The organism is Microcystis sp. LE19-195.1E (assembly GCF_027532095.1).
Lineage (GTDB): Bacteria > Cyanobacteriota > Cyanobacteriia > Cyanobacteriales > Microcystaceae > Microcystis > Microcystis aeruginosa.
In genome coordinates this window covers 1-16,672 of the sequence record NZ_JAPZSZ010000279.1, presented here as the reverse complement: position 1 = coordinate 16,672, position 16,672 = coordinate 1, and the positions used below count along the sequence as shown (strand labels likewise).

Annotated in this window: 13 protein-coding genes and 1 pseudogene; 9 read left to right on the top strand and 5 right to left on the bottom strand. The window is 43.9% G+C overall.

All coding sequences use genetic code 11. From position 1 onward, the window contains the following. The 7 genes and pseudogenes from O9300_RS15615 to O9300_RS15585 form a co-directional block, all read left to right on the top strand. Positions 1 to 122 (top strand): annotated as a pseudogene (locus O9300_RS15615) (IS630 family transposase); the annotation flags it as partial. A 614-nt stretch (positions 123 to 736) separates the two neighbouring features. Beyond that, complete coding sequence (gene ilvD / locus O9300_RS15610; protein WP_287972625.1) at positions 737 to 2,422, top strand: dihydroxy-acid dehydratase; 1,686 nt, start codon at positions 737 to 739, stop codon at positions 2,420 to 2,422. A 389-nt stretch (positions 2,423 to 2,811) separates the two neighbouring features. After that, positions 2,812 to 3,672: a tetratricopeptide repeat protein gene (locus O9300_RS15605; protein WP_147072267.1), complete on the top strand. Its 861-nt coding sequence runs from the start codon at positions 2,812 to 2,814 to the stop codon at positions 3,670 to 3,672. A gap of 229 nt (positions 3,673 to 3,901) precedes the next feature. After that, entirely contained in the window at positions 3,902 to 4,336 is a 435-nt protein-coding gene (locus O9300_RS15600) for a ferritin-like domain-containing protein (protein WP_002731529.1), read from the top strand. Between the two features lie 33 nt (positions 4,337 to 4,369). Beyond that, complete coding sequence (locus O9300_RS15595; protein ID WP_287737978.1) at positions 4,370 to 5,290, top strand: FTR1 family iron permease; 921 nt, start codon at positions 4,370 to 4,372, stop codon at positions 5,288 to 5,290. A 173-nt stretch (positions 5,291 to 5,463) separates the two neighbouring features. Then, on the top strand, positions 5,464 to 7,077 hold the full coding sequence (locus tag O9300_RS15590; RefSeq protein WP_287972620.1) for an ABC transporter substrate-binding protein: 1,614 nt from the start codon (positions 5,464 to 5,466) through the stop codon (positions 7,075 to 7,077). 43 nt (positions 7,078 to 7,120) lie between these two features. Continuing rightward, positions 7,121 to 7,567 (top strand): hypothetical protein, encoded by a 447-nt coding sequence (locus tag O9300_RS15585; protein ID WP_287972619.1) that lies wholly within the window; start codon positions 7,121 to 7,123, stop codon positions 7,565 to 7,567. Between the two features lie 211 nt (positions 7,568 to 7,778). Here the strand turns inward: O9300_RS15585 and O9300_RS15580 are convergent, their stop codons facing one another. The 3 genes from O9300_RS15580 to btpA all read right to left on the bottom strand — a co-directional run bounded on the left by O9300_RS15580 (position 7,779) and on the right by btpA (position 11,141). Next, positions 7,779 to 9,017, bottom strand: coding sequence for a DNA cytosine methyltransferase (locus tag O9300_RS15580; protein ID WP_287972616.1), 1,239 nt, complete (start codon positions 9,015 to 9,017; stop codon positions 7,779 to 7,781). Positions 9,018 to 9,132: 115 nt separating this feature from the next. After that, the gene (locus tag O9300_RS15575; protein WP_287972614.1) at positions 9,133 to 10,119 is read right to left on the bottom strand and encodes a vitamin K epoxide reductase family protein; all 987 of its coding nucleotides are present in this window, start codon (positions 10,117 to 10,119) and stop codon (positions 9,133 to 9,135) included. Positions 10,120 to 10,289: 170 nt separating this feature from the next. Continuing rightward, positions 10,290 to 11,141: a photosystem I biogenesis protein BtpA gene (gene btpA / locus O9300_RS15570; RefSeq protein WP_008198523.1), complete on the bottom strand. Its 852-nt coding sequence runs from the start codon at positions 11,139 to 11,141 to the stop codon at positions 10,290 to 10,292. Positions 11,142 to 11,613: 472 nt separating this feature from the next. On the opposite strand from btpA, the gene rimO reads away from it, so the two are divergent. After that, positions 11,614 to 12,927, top strand: coding sequence for a 30S ribosomal protein S12 methylthiotransferase RimO (gene rimO / locus O9300_RS15565; protein WP_287972623.1), 1,314 nt, complete (start codon positions 11,614 to 11,616; stop codon positions 12,925 to 12,927). Positions 12,928 to 12,968: 41 nt separating this feature from the next. Next, a complete protein-coding gene (locus O9300_RS15560) occupies positions 12,969 to 14,408 on the top strand; it encodes a DEAD/DEAH box helicase (RefSeq protein ID WP_287972612.1) in 1,440 nt (479 codons plus the stop codon). An 88-nt stretch (positions 14,409 to 14,496) separates the two neighbouring features. On the opposite strand, the gene O9300_RS15555 is transcribed toward O9300_RS15560, so the two are convergent. Together O9300_RS15555 and O9300_RS15550 are read right to left on the bottom strand one after the other, a co-directional pair. Beyond that, the gene (locus tag O9300_RS15555; protein WP_287972610.1) at positions 14,497 to 15,153 is read right to left on the bottom strand and encodes an MAE_28990/MAE_18760 family HEPN-like nuclease; all 657 of its coding nucleotides are present in this window, start codon (positions 15,151 to 15,153) and stop codon (positions 14,497 to 14,499) included. Then, positions 15,153 to 16,265, bottom strand: coding sequence for a DUF262 domain-containing protein (locus O9300_RS15550; RefSeq protein ID WP_287972608.1), 1,113 nt, complete (start codon positions 16,263 to 16,265; stop codon positions 15,153 to 15,155). Before O9300_RS15550 ends, O9300_RS15555 begins: the two co-directional genes overlap by 1 nt. Between the last annotated feature and the right edge of the window lie 407 nt (positions 16,266 to 16,672).

Below are 16,672 nucleotides of genomic sequence, written 5' to 3'. Positions count from 1 at the left end.
GAGAATTTGAAAATAAAGAAGAACTGGAAAAAGTAGTCAATCAGCTTTTAAATGAAGGGGGATTGATTATTAAATGGAGTAGAAAACTTAAAAATAAGGGTAATGCTGTCAATGTAACTTAAATGCGTAAAAGCTTATCTAATTTTACCTTAAATATTTTCTGGAAGCATCTCAATTTTGCCAGTGGAGTGACAGCATAACCCCTTCCTATATAATAAAATGTTAAGTTTAGACTCGGCTTGAGCTATGTCTTTTAGCCTATAACAGTTTCTATCTTCTTGTCAAACCAAGGATTCTAACTATTTTTTGAGATAACTTTAAGTCTCAATATCTTCCTTGATTGTTACTATTTTTACATAACTACTCTAGGAGAGCCTTTATGGTTTATCTGAGTTAAGTATGCTAAAATGATAACACCGCTTCATTAAAAACTGATTTGAGCCAATTGTTTTTATTACAAATATTTTACACACTTCAAGCAAGAGGGCTACGCCACTACTACCAAATCATTACCGTCCGCACCAACCACCATCGACAAAGAAGCGTCAGAAACTCGCCCCTTGGCGAAGCGGTGGGGAATAGTTCATTACTCCCACAGTTTTATATTTTCTTTAGACATGGACTGTCCTAAAACCTGCTCAGAGCGGCCAAAAGTCAGAAAATAGAAATAAAGGTGCGATTGGAGAACTTGAGCAGCGATCGCACCCGTCAGCCGCCATTGGAGAAAGATAAAGTTATGGCAGATAACTACAGAAGTCGTATTGTTACCCAAGGTACCCAACGCAGTCCTAATCGGGCCATGTTAAGAGCGGTAGGTTTTGGGGATGAGGACTTTAGCAAACCAATCATCGGCATCGCTAACGGATTTAGCACCATTACCCCCTGTAACATGGGAATTAATGATTTAGCAATGCGTGCCGAAGCAGGGACCAGATTAGCGGGGGGAATGCCGCAACTTTTCGGGACTATCACCATTAGTGACGGGATTTCCATGGGAACAGAAGGGATGAAATATTCTCTCGTTTCTAGGGAAGTAATCGCCGATTCCATTGAAACCGTCTGTAATGGTCAAAGTCTCGATGGAGTCCTCGCTATCGGGGGTTGTGACAAAAATATGCCGGGGGCAATGATTGCCATGGCCCGGATGAATATTCCCGCTATTTTCGTCTATGGTGGCACGATTAAACCGGGGCGCTACAAAGATTGCGATTTAACCGTGGTCAGTTCCTTTGAAGCCGTGGGACAGTACAGCGCCGGTAAAATCAGTGAAGAAGACCTCATCGGAATCGAACGCAACGCTTGCCCCGGGGCCGGTTCCTGTGGTGGAATGTTTACTGCTAATACCATGTCTTCCGCTTTTGAAGCCATGGGCATGAGTTTACCCTATTCCTCGACCATGGCCGCCGAAGATGCGGAAAAAGCCGATAGTACCGAAGAATCGGCCAAGGTTTTGGTCGAGGCGATTAGAAAACAGATTCTCCCTAGCCAAATTTTGACCCGTAAAGCCTTTGAGAACGCTATTTCGGTAATTATGGCGGTGGGAGGTTCCACTAACGCTGTGCTGCACCTTTTAGCCATTTCCCGCACCATCGGGGTAGAATTATCGATCGATGATTTTGAAACTATCCGGCAGCGAGTACCGGTTATCTGCGATCTTAAACCCTCCGGGCGTTACGTTACCGTGGATCTGCACAAAGCCGGCGGTATTCCCCAAGTGATGAAAATTCTCCTGGTTAATGGTTTACTACACGGGGATGCTCTCACCATTAGCGGTCAGACTATCGCCGAGATTTTAGCCGATATTCCCGACCAACCGCCCTCAGGCCAAGACGTTATCCGTCCTTTTAGCAATCCTGTCTATAAAGAGGGTCATTTAGCCATTTTAAAAGGAAATCTGGCCACGGAGGGGGCGGTGGCCAAAATTAGCGGCGTGAAAACTCCGGTAATCACCGGACCGGCGCGGGTGTTTGAGTCGGAAGAAACCTGTTTAGAGGCAATTTTAGCGGGAAAAATTCAAGCCGGGGATGTGGTGGTTGTCCGTTACGAGGGACCAGTAGGCGGACCGGGTATGCGGGAAATGTTAGCCCCCACTTCGGCAATTATCGGCGCCGGTTTAGGGGATTCCGTGGGATTAATTACCGATGGTCGTTTTTCCGGGGGAACCTATGGCATGGTGGTCGGTCACGTCGCTCCGGAAGCGGCGGTGGGTGGTACAATTGCCCTAGTAGAGGAAGGGGATCAAATCACTATTGATGCTCGTCAACGTCTCTTGAGTTTAAATGTATCGGAAGAAGAATTAGTCCGTCGTCGTAACCATTGGCAACCGCGCCCCCCACGCTATAAAACGGGAATTCTCGGCAAATACGCCAAGTTAGTCTCCTCTAGCAGTCTCGGCGCTTTAACGGATCTGAATCTGTTCTAAAAGTATAACGGGGAATGGCGATCAATTGCGATCGCCATTTCCCCCACTGCCCACCGAACACCCCCACTGATAACTGATAACTGATAAGACTGACGGCTCTAATTAGGGTTTGCGGCAAAAAGTAGGGGCGAAGCATTCGGATAGAAAATCTACGGTTTCACCGATAGGTTATTGCCCGAATGCTTCGCCCCTACAGGACGCGGGCCGATGAAGACACAAGGTTTTGAAGCATGATTCTCTCAAAATCTGGCACCTGTTTCGCTCGTAAAGCCACAAAACCCTTACCTTGCCTACATTTCACATTTATTCAGCCAGCCCTAATTAATGCTCATTCTTAATTCTCCTGCCTCCTGACGACCGACTCCTGACTCCGTTAAAGATTAATAACTATGACCTATCTACTCACTGTCTATCGAGCGCTCGAATGCCGTCCAGATACCTATCGGGACTGGTATGACCAAGGCAATATTTTAAAAGAAAGAATGGACTATTTTGGAGCCTTAATCAGCTACGAAAAAGCCTTAGAATATTATCCAGATGATTATTGGGCATGGTACAAAAGGGGTATGATACTAGAAGACTTGGGAATGTATGAAGAAGCGGCTCAAAGTTATGCTAACGCCGCACAGGTAAAGGATGATAACTATTGGGCTTGGTACGATCAAGGTTGTGTTTATCTACAGGAATTAAAGGACTACGAAAAAGCGATCGCTTGTTTTCAACGGGCCCTAAGTCATAGTCCGGGGGACTATTGGGCCGCCTACCGGCAAGGAGAGGCCTATCGATTGCTCAAAAACTACGAACGCGCTATCACTTTTTATGATCTGGCCTTGGGGGCGCGACCCCGGGATTATTGGGCCTGGTATCGTCGCGGCGACGCTTTCCGGGATTGGGGCAATCCCCAAGAGGCTTTATTTAATTATCGTACCGCCCTCGATATCCGACCGCAAGATTACTGGTCCTGGTATCAACAGGGTGTGATCTTACAGGAATTACAGCGTTTACCAGAAGCGATCGCCTGTTATGAAGAATCATTAAAAATCGATCAAGATGATCGCTATGCGTGGTATAATGCCGCCTGCTGTTATGCCGCCCTCGGTCAACAACAAAAAGCGATCGACTGTTTACGGGAAGCTCTAGACATAGAACCGGATATATGTGGCGAATTAGTGCGTAATAACTTTGTTTTCGATGGTTTAAGGCAAAATGAAACCTTTAATGACCTCTTGAGTTGCTATTCCCCCAGCTAAAGTCTTTTTGCAGCACCTAGGGTTTGCTGAAAGGGTTTGTCGTGGGGTGTGTGGAATTTTCGGCATTTTCAGGGAAAAAGTGCCGAAAACTTCCCCCCGATTGCTCCAATATCTAGCACTTTTTTGATGGCAAAAAAGCCTAAAAATATTAGCCAACAAGGTTTTTAGATTTATTCAGCCAGTCTGGATTAGCTACAATTGCAATTAGAGAAAAATTATTGAGAATCTTATGCGAGAACTAGACAGAGACAAAACCATCGAACAACTGAACGAAATCATGGAATTTGAACTAGCGGGAGTTGTCCGTTACACCCACTATTCCCTGATGGTGACAGGTCCCCATCGCATCCCCATCGTCCAATTTTTCCAGACTCAGGCCACGGAGTCCCTCACCCACGCGCAACAAGTTGGGGAAATTCTCACCGGTTTAGAAGGTCATCCTAGCTTAAAAATTGCCCCAATCGAGGAAAGCTATGAACATAATATCAAAGCAATCTTGAGTGAGAGCCTCAATCATGAGAAAAAATCCCTTGATTTGTACAAAGCACTCCTAGAAACCGTCGAAGATGCCAGTATTTACCTAGAAGAATTCGCTCGCGGTATGATCGGACAAGAAGAATTACACAATCTGGAAATTCGCAAGATGCTGCGGGATTTTGCTTAAGCTAGGATCAAGCTAGAGTTTATCCACTAGCTTATGAATCTTAGTTCCGCTTTACCCACTTTTATTATCACTCTCCGGGAAGGTTTCGAGGCCGCTTTAGTGGTGGGAATTGTCCTCGCTTGTTTACAAAAATCGGGTCGATCGCAACTTAACTCATGGGTGTATCGTGGTATTGGTGCGGGAGTGGTGGCTAGTGTTTTGGTCGGTATTTTGCTAGGGGGAATCCTTTTGCAAGTGGATGCCTCTCCTAGTCCATCTGTACCAATAATCAAGGAATTACTGGCCGCCACTTTTGGACTGATTGCCGTCTTGATGTTGAGTTGGATGTTAATTTGGATGACTCAACAGGCCAAATCTTTGAAATCTGAGGTAGAAAGTGCGGTAAAAGCGGGTTTAAAATCGGAAAATGGGGCAGGAAAAGCGATTTTTCTGCTCGTTTTTATCGCTGTCTTGCGAGAGGGATTTGAAACTGTCCTCTTTATCCTGGCCCAATTCCAAAAAGATTGGCAGATACAAACGTTCGGTGCGATAGCGGGGTTAAGTGTGGCGACTTTGTTGGGAACTCTCCTATTTGCGGGGGGAGTAAAAATCAATATCCGTCTCTTTTTCCAAATTATGGGGACTTTCCTCCTCTTAATCGTTGCGGGATTACTCATCGGTGTTTTGAAACATATCGACGCTGGAATCGGTCTTTTAAGTGAAATTGACCCTTTTTATCGCCATTTCTGTCCTTCTCTCCCCTCCTCCTGTCTTCTCGGTTTTCAAGTTTGGGACGGTTCCCAAATTTTGAGCGATCGCACTTTCCCTGGACTCCTCCTTAAATCCCTGTTTGGTTATCGTCAAAACCTCTATATCAGTCAAATTGTTGCCTATATCCTCTTTTTACTGCTTATCGGTGGCCTCTATTTCCAAAGCTTACGACAACGTCCTCAAACAGTGACCAGTAAACAGTAAACAGTAATCAGTGATCAGTAAACAGTAAACAGTAAAAAGACAGCAGGAAACTTCTATTTAATACTGCTCACTTAACACATACTGCTCACTTAAAACTCAAATCTGATAACTTACCCACTGATAACTTACCCACTGATAACTGATAACTGATAACTGATAACTGATAACTGATTATGACTACTTGGCAATGTGACGGTATCCCTAAAGATGGTAAAACTTATCCGCAAGCGATTGCGGGAGGTCATGAACCCTGCGAAAATACTACTCCTGATTGTCCTATCTGTGGCCTACCTAGGGAAGCGATGGATCCCGTAACAACGACAGTTAAAACCACGGTTGTGGTCTCCCCGGGGGGTACAACGAGAGTTGGCCAAAAATCGAACTGGTTACTTCCCTTCGCTTTGATAATTACCGCTTTAACCGCAGGTTTAGGGGGTTGGAGTCTATTGCAAATGGTGATTCCCAAACCCGATACTCCCCAAGTTGTCCTGGAAGAAACCCCAGACAAGCAAACCAAGGCAACTTTTGTGAGTAATACGGCTAAAAATCCCGATTTATTTAGCCAAGGTGAGAAAATACTGCTTAATTCCACTCCTAACAAAGAAAAAGGCGCAGCGGCCTTTAAAAAAGAAGATTGGGCAAATGCGATCGCAGATTATCAACTAGCAGCTACTCCCCAAGCAAACGATCCGGAAGGCAAAATCTATTACAATAACGCCAAAGCTAGACAAAAAGGTAATCAAAATACTATAGCCGTTGTTGTCCCCATCGCTAACGACCCCAACAGCGCCAAGGAAATTCTCCGAGGTGTGGCAAGGTATCAAGAGGAGTTTAATAATTCTAATCCGGGTAATCCTTTGGAAATAGTCATCGCTAATGATGGTGGTGGGTTACAATCAAAGGCGATCGCTGATGATCTGATTCAATCCGGTCAAGTTTTAGCAGTTATGGGCCACGGAATCGATCCTTTTAGTCAAAAAGCGATTGAAAGTTACGAAAAAGAAGGATTAGCGATTCTTTCTCCCCTGACTACCAGTGTTAGTCAAACGGGAAAATCAACCCTGAAAACTATTCCCCTTAAGGATAAATCTCAGGAAGTTTTAGGCAGTTATCTGGAAGCAGTGGCCAAAACTTTGGCTAATTATGCTAGTAAGCAAGAGAATTCTCCGTCAGTGGTTCTTTTTTATAATTCCGATAGTCCCTATAGTCAAAAATTAAAGGATTCCTTTGCTAAAGCGATAAAAGAACCGGGAGGCAAGATAGTTAAGGAAATAGACACCACCAAAGCCAATTTTAACGCTAAAACCGCCATAGATCAGGCAAGACAAGCCGGCGCTAGGGTGGTATTTTTGGCCTTGAGTAAAGACGGCGATCGCATAGATCAAGCCGTGGCCATTGCCCAAGAATCGTCTGGAATGCTCTTATTAGGCGGAAATGAACTTTATACACCCGATATCCTCATTCAAGGAGCGGATAGCATCGACGGATTAGTTCTAGCAGTACCTTGGAGTTTCCAAGCAACGGATCCTTTTGCCAAAGATGCGCTGAAAAGTTGGCGCGGTCGCGTCAGTTGGCGTACTGCTACCGCCTACGATAGCATGAAAGTATTAGGAGAAGCGATCGCTAAAAGTTCTGACCGTGCTACTGTAGTCGAAACTTTAAATCGAGGAATCACCTTGCAGGGAAGCACCACGGATTTTAACATTTTTAACCAAGTTCCCTTGGTGCGTGCTAATCGCGGCAATGAGGGGCCAAAGGGTTCTCAATATCAGTTCGATCCTATCTAAAATAGACAATGTGATGTCGAGGAGTAGAATCAAGTCTAATTTTATGAACAATATCTTACCCATCCTAGCTTTGTTAATGTCGGTGTCGGGAATTGCCGTGTCTTTGGGACGGGAGGAAGTCCGATGTCGTCTCGGTTTAGAATCGGCAGCCTGTCCCCGGGAAGAACAAAAAACCAGCGAAGATACCCCCGCAACTACCCCCGCAACTACCCCAGAATCTCCCCGGATAGAAGAAACTCCCCCGGAAACTACCCGTAATAGCGAACCTTCCCCCGAAGTTTCCCCGTCTCCTGAAAGCGAAACCCCGGTGGAATTCACCCCCATCCCGGAAAAGAACCCCAGTCCAGAAGTACCCCCCGAAAATCCCCCCACCCCGGAAACCAAAGCGGTGGAAAAAACTCCAGATGCAGAAAAAAGTCCCGATGTCAATCCATCTAAAGATGGAGAAACTGAAAGTATTCCGTTAGAAGTTATTCCCCCCGCACAGTAAAATCGGACAAAATCAATTGCTGCCGGGGTAGGGTTGATTCATGAATCAACCCTACAGACTCCAGACAGTAAAATCCGACAAAATCAATTTCTGGCTGAGGATAGGAACTCAGGCAAGAAGTAGTTAGATATGTGTGATTAATTGTATCTAGCTACTTAATTTTTCTCCAGCTATTGCTGATTAGGTAAAAACTATTTACTTTTAGTCAAAATTAATTAACTTCTAACCCCGGAATGCTTAACTGTTCGGTTTTTGGCTGTGTTTCCCCCAGATAATCCCCCTGCAACATATTAATTAAACAGCCACCAAGATGATAGGCCATATTAACGGGAACCGCGTTACCAATCTGTCGATATTGAGAGGTTAAATTACCGGTAAATTGCCAATCATCGGGAAAGGACTGCACTCGTGCATATTCTCTCACAGTCAAAGGACGAGTTTCTTGGGGATGACATCTTTCTGTTTGGGTTTGTGCCGGACTACAGGTAATAGTTAAAGCCGGTTCATCCCAAGATAATCTTTTAGCATATCCTGTCCGTCCGCCGTGATTTTTGAGACTATTTTTCATATATTCTTTTTGAATATCCATCGGCAAATTCCGCCAATTTCCTCCTGCGGGAACTAAGGACATAATCTCTTTTTTTCTTTCTTTATATTCTACTCCTGGAGAACTGGGACAATTCTCTAGGGCTTTTTTCAGAGAAATAGTATAGTTTCTATATTGGGGAAAAATGGGTTTAATATTTAGGTCTTGACGGGTGGCGATAATAATTAATCTTTCTCTTTTTTGGGGAACATCGAGAAATTGAGCCGATAAAACTTGATAAGCAGCATAATAACCGATTTCCTGTAAAGCTTCCAGCATTAATTGCAAGGTTTCTCCTTTTTTATTGCTTAATAATCCTCGAACATTTTCGGCCATAGCGATTTTAGGTTGCACTTCCTGTAAACAACGAGCAAACTCAAAAAATAGGCTCCCTCTCAAATCTTCTAATCCTTTTCCTAACCCAGCATAACTAAAAGGTTGGCAGGGAAAACCTCCAGCTACAATATCTATTTTGTCTCTAAAATCAGAAAATTTAATCTTTTTTATGTCTTGATTTATAACATTCCATTGCGGTCGATTGAGTCTTAAAGTATTAACACAATCTTGATTAATTTCCACCAGTAATTGCGTTTTTAGTCCCGCATTTTCTAAACCTAAAGCCATACCACCACAGCCAGCAAATAATTCGATAACCGTGTAATTAGTTGGCTCAACAGTTTGTAAAATTCTCAATTCTCCGGGGGATTGGTTATTTTTAAGATTGGTTAATTGCTCGAGATCAAATAACCAATCAACTTGATTTATTTTCTGACCTTTGATTAATTTTTTCTTTTGCCATGTTAGTATTTCTGCGGTAGTTACACCGAGAATATTAGCGGCTTTTTGTAGATTTACCTGAGTCATAACCAATAATTAACAACTTATCTACATCTTGATTATAAATCACATTAGCTAAACTTGATAAACAACAATAAAGGCTGAACAAGGTTCAGCCTCCAGTATAACTTTTAACTCTTTCCTAATTGCGTCCCGGAACTGTATATTTAAAATTCATCGGGCCGGTATAACCAGAAACCTCCGCTAATTTCTCTAATCTTTGGGTTCCCGAATATTCTTGACCCTTAATAATCCAAGTGGGAAAACCTTTAATTCCGGCATCGCGACAAGCTTGGGGATTACCATTAACCCCTTGGGGATCGCATTCGATATAAACCCCTTCTTTTTTGAGGATTTCTCCCGCTTCCTTACCAAATAACTGTTTTTGATCGTAACAGTGGGGACACCAAAAAGCCCCGTATTCCTTCGCACCAATTGCTTTTAAATGTTTAGCCAGGGCGATTTCTGCTTTTCCCGAAACCGTGGTTACTTCCCAACCGTAGGGAGGTTTAGCCGCTGTCATTGGCCGGGTAATTTCTTCTTTTCCTCCTGCCACCGTCGGGGAATTTACTCCCGCATAAACCGCTAAAGTTCCCACAAAAGTAATCATTGCCACTACAACCATCGGCAGTATAATTTGTCCTAAACCTTCCCATTCGCGACCGATAATTGTGAGAATTAATAGGGTTAAAGCGAACAAAGCCGAAGTGATGCAGTAGGGACACAATTCCTTTAATTCCGTGGCTAGAATATACATTAAATAACCACTAAATACCGCCATCGCCGTCGCCCCCGCTAACAGCAATAACCAAGTATTATTTTCTAAACTTTTGCGGAGATTTTTCTGAGTTTCCCCATTAATAAATAGAGGGCTGAGGGCAAAAACCGCCATGGCAATATAGGCCAAAAAACCGAACAAACTCAAGGGCAGCCCGAAAACCGTAGCGTAGGGACTATTAAGAACACCACTACAACCAGCCCCATCACTAGCCCCGGCGGTACAGGCAGCAGCCCCTCCCGTCAGTTTGGTAATGGTTAAATAGCCAGTCAGAATCGCCCCCACGATCGAAACGCCCCCAATTAGGGGCCGGGAGTAGCGATGAATCCAAGGTACAGAACGACGACGCATAATATTATTTAGATTAAATTACAGCAGAATTCAGGAGTCAGGAGAGAAATCGAAATGTACTTTGTCGAAAGGAAAAATTCCCTAACCATATTGTGTTAATTAGGACGTTTTCAATTCCTAAAAACTTAGGATAGCTATCCCCTGAAACTATCCGCCATTCTAGCAAGGGGTTATGTGGACAGGGGCAAAGAAGGGAGAGAATTATTAATTTTTGCCTTTTGATCGTTGATCTGCCGGGCCGTTTCCACAAATTGCGACACCCGAATCGGATCCACCGGTTCAGTAATTTTGCCATGACGCTTGAGGGAACTAGCCACGATCACCCCATCAGCAGCCGGCAGCAACTGCCCGATATTGTCCAAATCAGCCCCGCTGCCGATAAAAACCGGTGTTCCCTTGGCCGCCGCCACTGCCAGTTCCAAATCCTCAAAACTAGGGGGGCTACCGGTGGCCCAACCGGAGAGGATCACCCCGTCTGCCAGTCCCCGTTCGATCGTATCTTGCACTGCCGTAGTCAGATTAGGGGTTCCCAAGGGGCGGGCGTGTTTAACTAAAACATCCGCTAAAATTTTGACCTCAGACCCCAATTCGCGGCGATAACGCAGGAGTTCGTGGGCCTGACCCTCAATAATGCCCTGATCGGTGGCCATAACCCCCGTTAGCACATTAACCCGAATAAATTGGGCATTGACACAGGTAGCGATCGCTAAGGCACTATGGGCATCATTGCGGAGAACATTAAGACCAATCGGTAGGACCACCAGATTTTTAATGCGATCAACAATTAAAGTCATGGCACTAACCACGGCGGGATCCACCTGTTGCTTAGTAAAGGGGGCATCAAAAAAATTCTCGATAATCAAACCATCAACACCACCGGCAGCCAAAGCCGTCGCCTCCTGTTCAGCCCGCTCGATCACCGTCTTGAGACTGCCACCCCAACGGGGGGAAGTGGGCAGGGGGGCGAGATGAACCACGCCAATAATCGGGTTTTTTGTCTTGAAAGTTGCAATTAAGTTCACAGCGTATACTACTCTTAGCGTCCCCAACCATGCGCCGCTCACCCATTTTAACAGGGTGAAGGCCTACCCACGGTTCCACGGGGGGGAAATTATTTTAACTTAGTGCCAGCATTCGTCCCGATGCGCTTAGTGCGATGGGACGGGGCTTTTCAAGGGGCGAAGTAATTCGCCCCACAGTTCCCCTCATCAATGCTGACTTTGTATATAGACAATTCCAAAAAACTATGTTATCATAAACAGGTCTTGACCACTATTCCTTAAGCGATAACCGAGCTTCGGGGGGTAGTGTTGCAAGAAAAAGTGTAGGTCTTAGGAACTAGGACTCCTGCAAGGTGAGGGAAGGTAAGACTTGCTATCTTTCGAGGTAGAAAGCGCATCCCATTGAAGCAGGAAGCTCTCAAATCCGTTGAGAGTAGTTCACAATGTCTTAACATTAAAAGAGAAGTTTAAGATTTGGTTGATACTCGATCGCATGGGCAATAAGCCAACCATCGCTATCTCACATTTAGGCTGTGAGAAAAACCGGATCGACTCCGAGCATATGTTAGGACTGCTGGCCAAGGCCGGCTATCCCGTAGATAATGACGAGGAGTTGGCCGATTACGTTATCGTTAATACCTGTAGTTTCATTCAAGCAGCTAGAGAAGAATCCGTTCGCACCCTCGTGGAACTGGCGGAAGCTAATAAAAAAATTATTATCTCCGGCTGTATGGCCCAACATTTCCAAGATGAACTCCTGACGGAATTGCCGGAAGCCGTGGCCATTGTCGGCACGGGGGATTATCAGAAAATTGTCGAGATCGTCGAACGGGTAGAGACGGGAGAACGCGTCAAGGAAGTCAGCGCCGATCCCACTTTTATCGCCGACGAAAATCTGCCCCGTTATCGCACCACCAGCGAGGGAGTCGCCTATCTGCGGGTGGCCGAAGGCTGCGATTATCGCTGTGCTTTCTGTATTATTCCCCAGCTGCGCGGCGATCAGCGATCGAGATCGATCGAGTCCATTGTGGCCGAAGCGCGACAATTGGCCAGCCAAGGGGTGCAAGAATTAATTCTCATTTCGCAAATAACAACCAATTATGGGTTAGACTTATATGGCGAACCCAAATTAGCGGAACTCTTGCGAGCGCTGGCAGAAGTCGATATACCTTGGATTCGCGTTCACTACGCTTACCCGACCGGGTTAACGCCAAAGGTTATCGAAGCGATCCGAGAGAGCCCGAATGTTTTACCCTATCTAGACTTGCCGCTACAACATTCCCATCCCGACATCCTGCGGGCGATGAACCGTCCCTGGCAAGGACGAGTCAACGATGGCATTATCGAGCGGATCAAGCAAGCTATCCCGAACGCGGTTTTACGAACGACTTTTATCGTCGGTTTCCCCGGAGAAACCGAGGAACATTTCAGCCATCTGCTGGAATTTGTCAAGCGTCATGAGTTCGATCACGTCGGGGTGTTTACCTTCTCCGCCGAAGAAGGTACAGCCGCTTTTGACCTGCCCGATCCAGTGCCACAGGCAATTATGGACGAACGCCGCGAAAGGTTGATGTTAACTCAGCAACCGATCTCGGAACGCAAAAATCAAGCTTATATCGGTCAAACTGTCGATGTTCTTATCGAACAGGAAAACCCAGAAACAGGAGAATTAATCGGGCGCTCCGCTCGTTTTTCCCCGGAAGTGGATGGCTTGGTTTATGTGACAGGGGAGGCGATTCTAGGTGCGATCGTACAGGTCCGAATCACTGCGGCCGATACCTACGATCTCTACGGCGAAATAGTCTAATTTTTCCATTTTTCTTATTTAATTCCCACAAAACAATCCCTATGACCACTGGTTTCAACAATTTAGGTTTATCCGATAGCCGTCTTCAACACCTAGAAACGCTTGGATTCACCACCCCCACGGAAATTCAAACCAAAGCCATCCCTCTCCTTCTAGAAGGGCATGACATGGTAGGAATGTCACAAACGGGAACCGGCAAAACCGCCGCCTATTCCCTGCCTTTACTGGAACGCATGGACACCAAAAATCCTAACGTTCAAGCTTTAATCCTCACCCCCACCCGGGAATTAGCCCAACAGGTAGCCAGCGCCATCAAAGATTTCTCTGATGATCGTCGTCTCTTTATCCTGACAGTCTGTGGTGGTCAATCCATGGAACGTCAGATCCGCAGTCTGGAAAAAGGTGTCCAGATTGTGGTCGGGACTCCCGGCCGGGTAATCGATCTGCTCGATCGCAAAAAACTCCATCTAGAATCCCTAAACTGGGTAGTCCTCGATGAAGCGGACGAAATGCTCAGTATGGGTTTTATCGATGATGTTAAGAAAATTCTGCAAGCATCCCCCTCCACCCGTCAAACCGCCTGTTTCTCGGCAACTATGCCCCGGGAAATCCGCGATTTAATCGCTAATTTCTTGAAATCTCCCGTTTCTGTGACGGTTTCTCAACCCCAGGCCGCTCCTGCTAAGATCGAGCAGAAAATTTATCTGATCCCTCGCGGTTGGACGAAATTAAAAGTCCTGCAACCCCTGTTAGAGATCGAACCCCTAGAATCGGCGATTATTTTCGTCCGCACCAAGCAAACCGCGGCCGAATTAACCAGCAAACTGCAAGAAGCGGGGCAAACGGTGGATGAATACCACGGTAACTTAAGCCAAGTGCAACGGGAACGACTGGTGCAACGTTTCCGCGAGGGCAAAATTAAATTAGTGGTAGCCACGGATATCGCAGCCCGCGGTCTAGATGTGGAAAATCTCAGCCACGTTATTAACTATGATCTGCCGGATAATGCCGAAACCTATATTCACCGCATTGGCCGCACGGGCCGCGCCGGTAAAACGGGAACTGCTATATCTTTAGTAGAACCGATCGATCGGCGTTTGTTGCGTCAGATTGAACAGCGTCTGCGTCAACGTCTGGAATCTAGTCCCATTCCTAGCCGCACCGAAGTAGAAGCAAAACGCCTGGCCAAGCTGCAAAATCAGCTAAAAGAGGCTTTATCGGGGGAACGTATGGCTTCTTTCTTGCCTTTAGTGCGGGATTTAAGTGAAGAATACGATCCCCAAGCGATCGCGGCGGCTGCCCTGCAAATGATCTACGATCAAAATTGTCCCCAGTGGATGAAAACCGATTGGGAAGTTCCCGCAGCGACGAGCAGTAAACCGGTGATTAATAAAACTCCCCGCAGTGGTGGCAATAAGTATCCTTCTAAGTCGAATAACCGTCCTTCCCTGGACAAAAAAATTGTCTTTCAAGAACGTTAATTTTTAGTTCTTGAATAGATAATTTTAAGAGTTGATAGACCGTTTTGGTTCTATCAACTTTTTTTCTGTGTATAATAGCTTATTAACCCTATATACTCTTGACTTTTTTATACTGTTCTGTCACGGCGGCATTTAATAGATCATCTTTAAAATCTCTGATTAATTTAATTACTAAATTATAAGTATTGATGTATTCTTCATAATCGATAGTTAAATACTTGCCATGAGCAATTTTATTTCTTTGGGTGAGAAGTTGTTCATCAATAGCTTTCTGCCGCAGTTGATAATCACTATCATCAATTCCTAGAATAGTACAGATATCAGTGAAAACTTCAAAATTGAGATTAGATTTGGTGTTAATAATATTTTCGTAGGGTATATAAGCTCTATTTTCTAGGTTATCAAGTAAATTTTTGATCATCTCTTTTTGTAACTTAAATTTATTGGTTTTTATTAACTCATTTATAGATTTTCTAGAACTAAGGGCAACGAAACAGTAATCCAGTTGATGATAATTTAATTTTCTTAAGGAAACAAACTGCAAATAACATTCTGCTGCATATTTAATAAAACCTTCCCAATGGGCATAGAGAGTGGTTATTCCGGCTCTAATTAATACATCTTGCTCAGTTCCTTTTTGTGGAGGAATTTTAGTTTTTAAAATACTAAGTTCTCTGATTCGCCATGCCATATCTTCATCTAAGTTTTTCTGGAGAATTTCGATAGTTCTATTATCTTTACTCATTACTTTTTAAAATATTTTTTGCCAAATTCAATCATTTTGTGCATTCTAGTTCTAGCTCTCGATCCTGTACCGATGTTAGAAATAAAGTCAGATTCTGACCACATTTCCTGAATTTTTGTTTTTAGCAGTTCAATATCTTGAGCAGAGTAATCATCAATATTTTCTCGTAATCCTGTAGTGATCGCTTCATAAGCAGAATCGAGAAATTTCCCCTTGAATCTTGTTTCATCATATTTGGTAAAAGTATCTTCATTCGTCGCTTGATCAAGCAATAAAAACATTTTAGCGAATTTTTCTTGCTCTAACACACGATCAAAAGTGATGGAATTGCATAATTTTATCAAATAGTCAGTCAAATATTCATTAACCTCTTTTTTGTTCAATGATGTTGGACCAAATGTGGGAGAAGACAGGGCAAAATATTTAAGAATTAGTTCCAAGTCGTAGCGTTCTTGTCTTAATCGCTCGGATAGGGAAATACAATTTTTAAAGTTCTCATTTTCTGCCAAGTCTTCTAACCACTTATATAGGCTTTTATCTAGCATAATCAAAAGACAATTACGCACCTCTTGATAAGATAAAAAAGAGCCACCAGTATTTAAACGATGAAAAACTTCAAACTTAGCATTTTTATCCGATTCTTTTTGGATAATCTGAACCTGTATTTTCGCTCTTTTGAAATCTATTTTTAGAGATGGGGGCAAATTATACTCTCCTTCCTCTGCACCTTCCCACATAACTCCGTTTAAGCTAGGTAATAAGTTAGTACCTTGAAGCACCAGTTTCGGTTTTTTCTTAGTTTCATCGTCCTCATCTCTTAAATCGCCAACAAATTCCAAAATTGTTGAAATCCTTTGTAATCCATCCACCAATTCCCAAACACTATCTTCTTCTCTCTGATAGACAAAAATAGAGGGAATAGGAATTCCTAATAGTATCGATTCTATAAATCGGCTTTTTTGGGCTATTGTCCAACGAAAATATCTTTGAAAATCTGGATTAATTGTCATTTCTTTGTTATTATAAAGACTAATAATCTCTCCGATTGACATAGGATAGTTATCGGTACGAAATTCTTTAGTTTTTGCCTTAACTTCTTCTAATAAATTCATCTTATAGCAGTTATCTTAATGGTGAAGTACACAGTTTTCGTTTTGGGGAGCCGGTCGTCAGGATTCGATACCAAATTAGGTTACACTTCATCTTTAGAAACAAAGCTGTAATTTTTCTATACTCAGTATAATCTCTCTATTCTACTTTTATACCATCCGCCAATTCAAAAATGAAACGCGTCAACCTCAAGAGTTGACAGAAAAAGGCTCATCCCCGCAATTGGCACAAACATCAATTTTCAGGTGGCTAATCTGCAAAGACGCGATTTATCGAAAATTTGGGTTAAAACCCCGTCCTTTTAGGACGGCTTTAAGCTACAATGGAAAAAGCGATAACCAAGCTAAAAACTGAACCTTGACAACAGATAGTAGGGGGTTTTGTTCAGAAAAGAATTCAAATTCGGCCT

What these genes read in the sequence shown, in the direction of transcription:
- ilvD (WP_287972625.1), top strand. Translation starts at nt 737, where the DNA reads ATGGCAGATAACTACAGAAGTCGTATTGTTACCCAAGGTACCCAACGC.
- O9300_RS15605 (WP_147072267.1), top strand. Translation starts at nt 2,812, where the DNA reads ATGACCTATCTACTCACTGTCTATCGAGCGCTCGAATGCCGTCCAGAT.
- O9300_RS15600 (WP_002731529.1), top strand. Translation starts at nt 3,902, where the DNA reads ATGCGAGAACTAGACAGAGACAAAACCATCGAACAACTGAACGAAATC.
- O9300_RS15595 (WP_287737978.1), top strand. Translation starts at nt 4,370, where the DNA reads ATGAATCTTAGTTCCGCTTTACCCACTTTTATTATCACTCTCCGGGAA.
- O9300_RS15590 (WP_287972620.1), top strand. Translation starts at nt 5,464, where the DNA reads ATGACTACTTGGCAATGTGACGGTATCCCTAAAGATGGTAAAACTTAT.
- O9300_RS15585 (WP_287972619.1), top strand. Translation starts at nt 7,121, where the DNA reads ATGAACAATATCTTACCCATCCTAGCTTTGTTAATGTCGGTGTCGGGA.
- O9300_RS15580 (WP_287972616.1), bottom strand. Translation starts at nt 9,017, where the DNA reads ATGACTCAGGTAAATCTACAAAAAGCCGCTAATATTCTCGGTGTAACT.
- O9300_RS15575 (WP_287972614.1), bottom strand. Translation starts at nt 10,119, where the DNA reads ATGCGTCGTCGTTCTGTACCTTGGATTCATCGCTACTCCCGGCCCCTA.
- rimO (WP_287972623.1), top strand. Translation starts at nt 11,614, where the DNA reads ATGGGCAATAAGCCAACCATCGCTATCTCACATTTAGGCTGTGAGAAA.
- O9300_RS15560 (WP_287972612.1), top strand. Translation starts at nt 12,969, where the DNA reads ATGACCACTGGTTTCAACAATTTAGGTTTATCCGATAGCCGTCTTCAA.
- O9300_RS15555 (WP_287972610.1), bottom strand. Translation starts at nt 15,153, where the DNA reads ATGAGTAAAGATAATAGAACTATCGAAATTCTCCAGAAAAACTTAGAT.
- O9300_RS15550 (WP_287972608.1), bottom strand. Translation starts at nt 16,265, where the DNA reads ATGAATTTATTAGAAGAAGTTAAGGCAAAAACTAAAGAATTTCGTACC.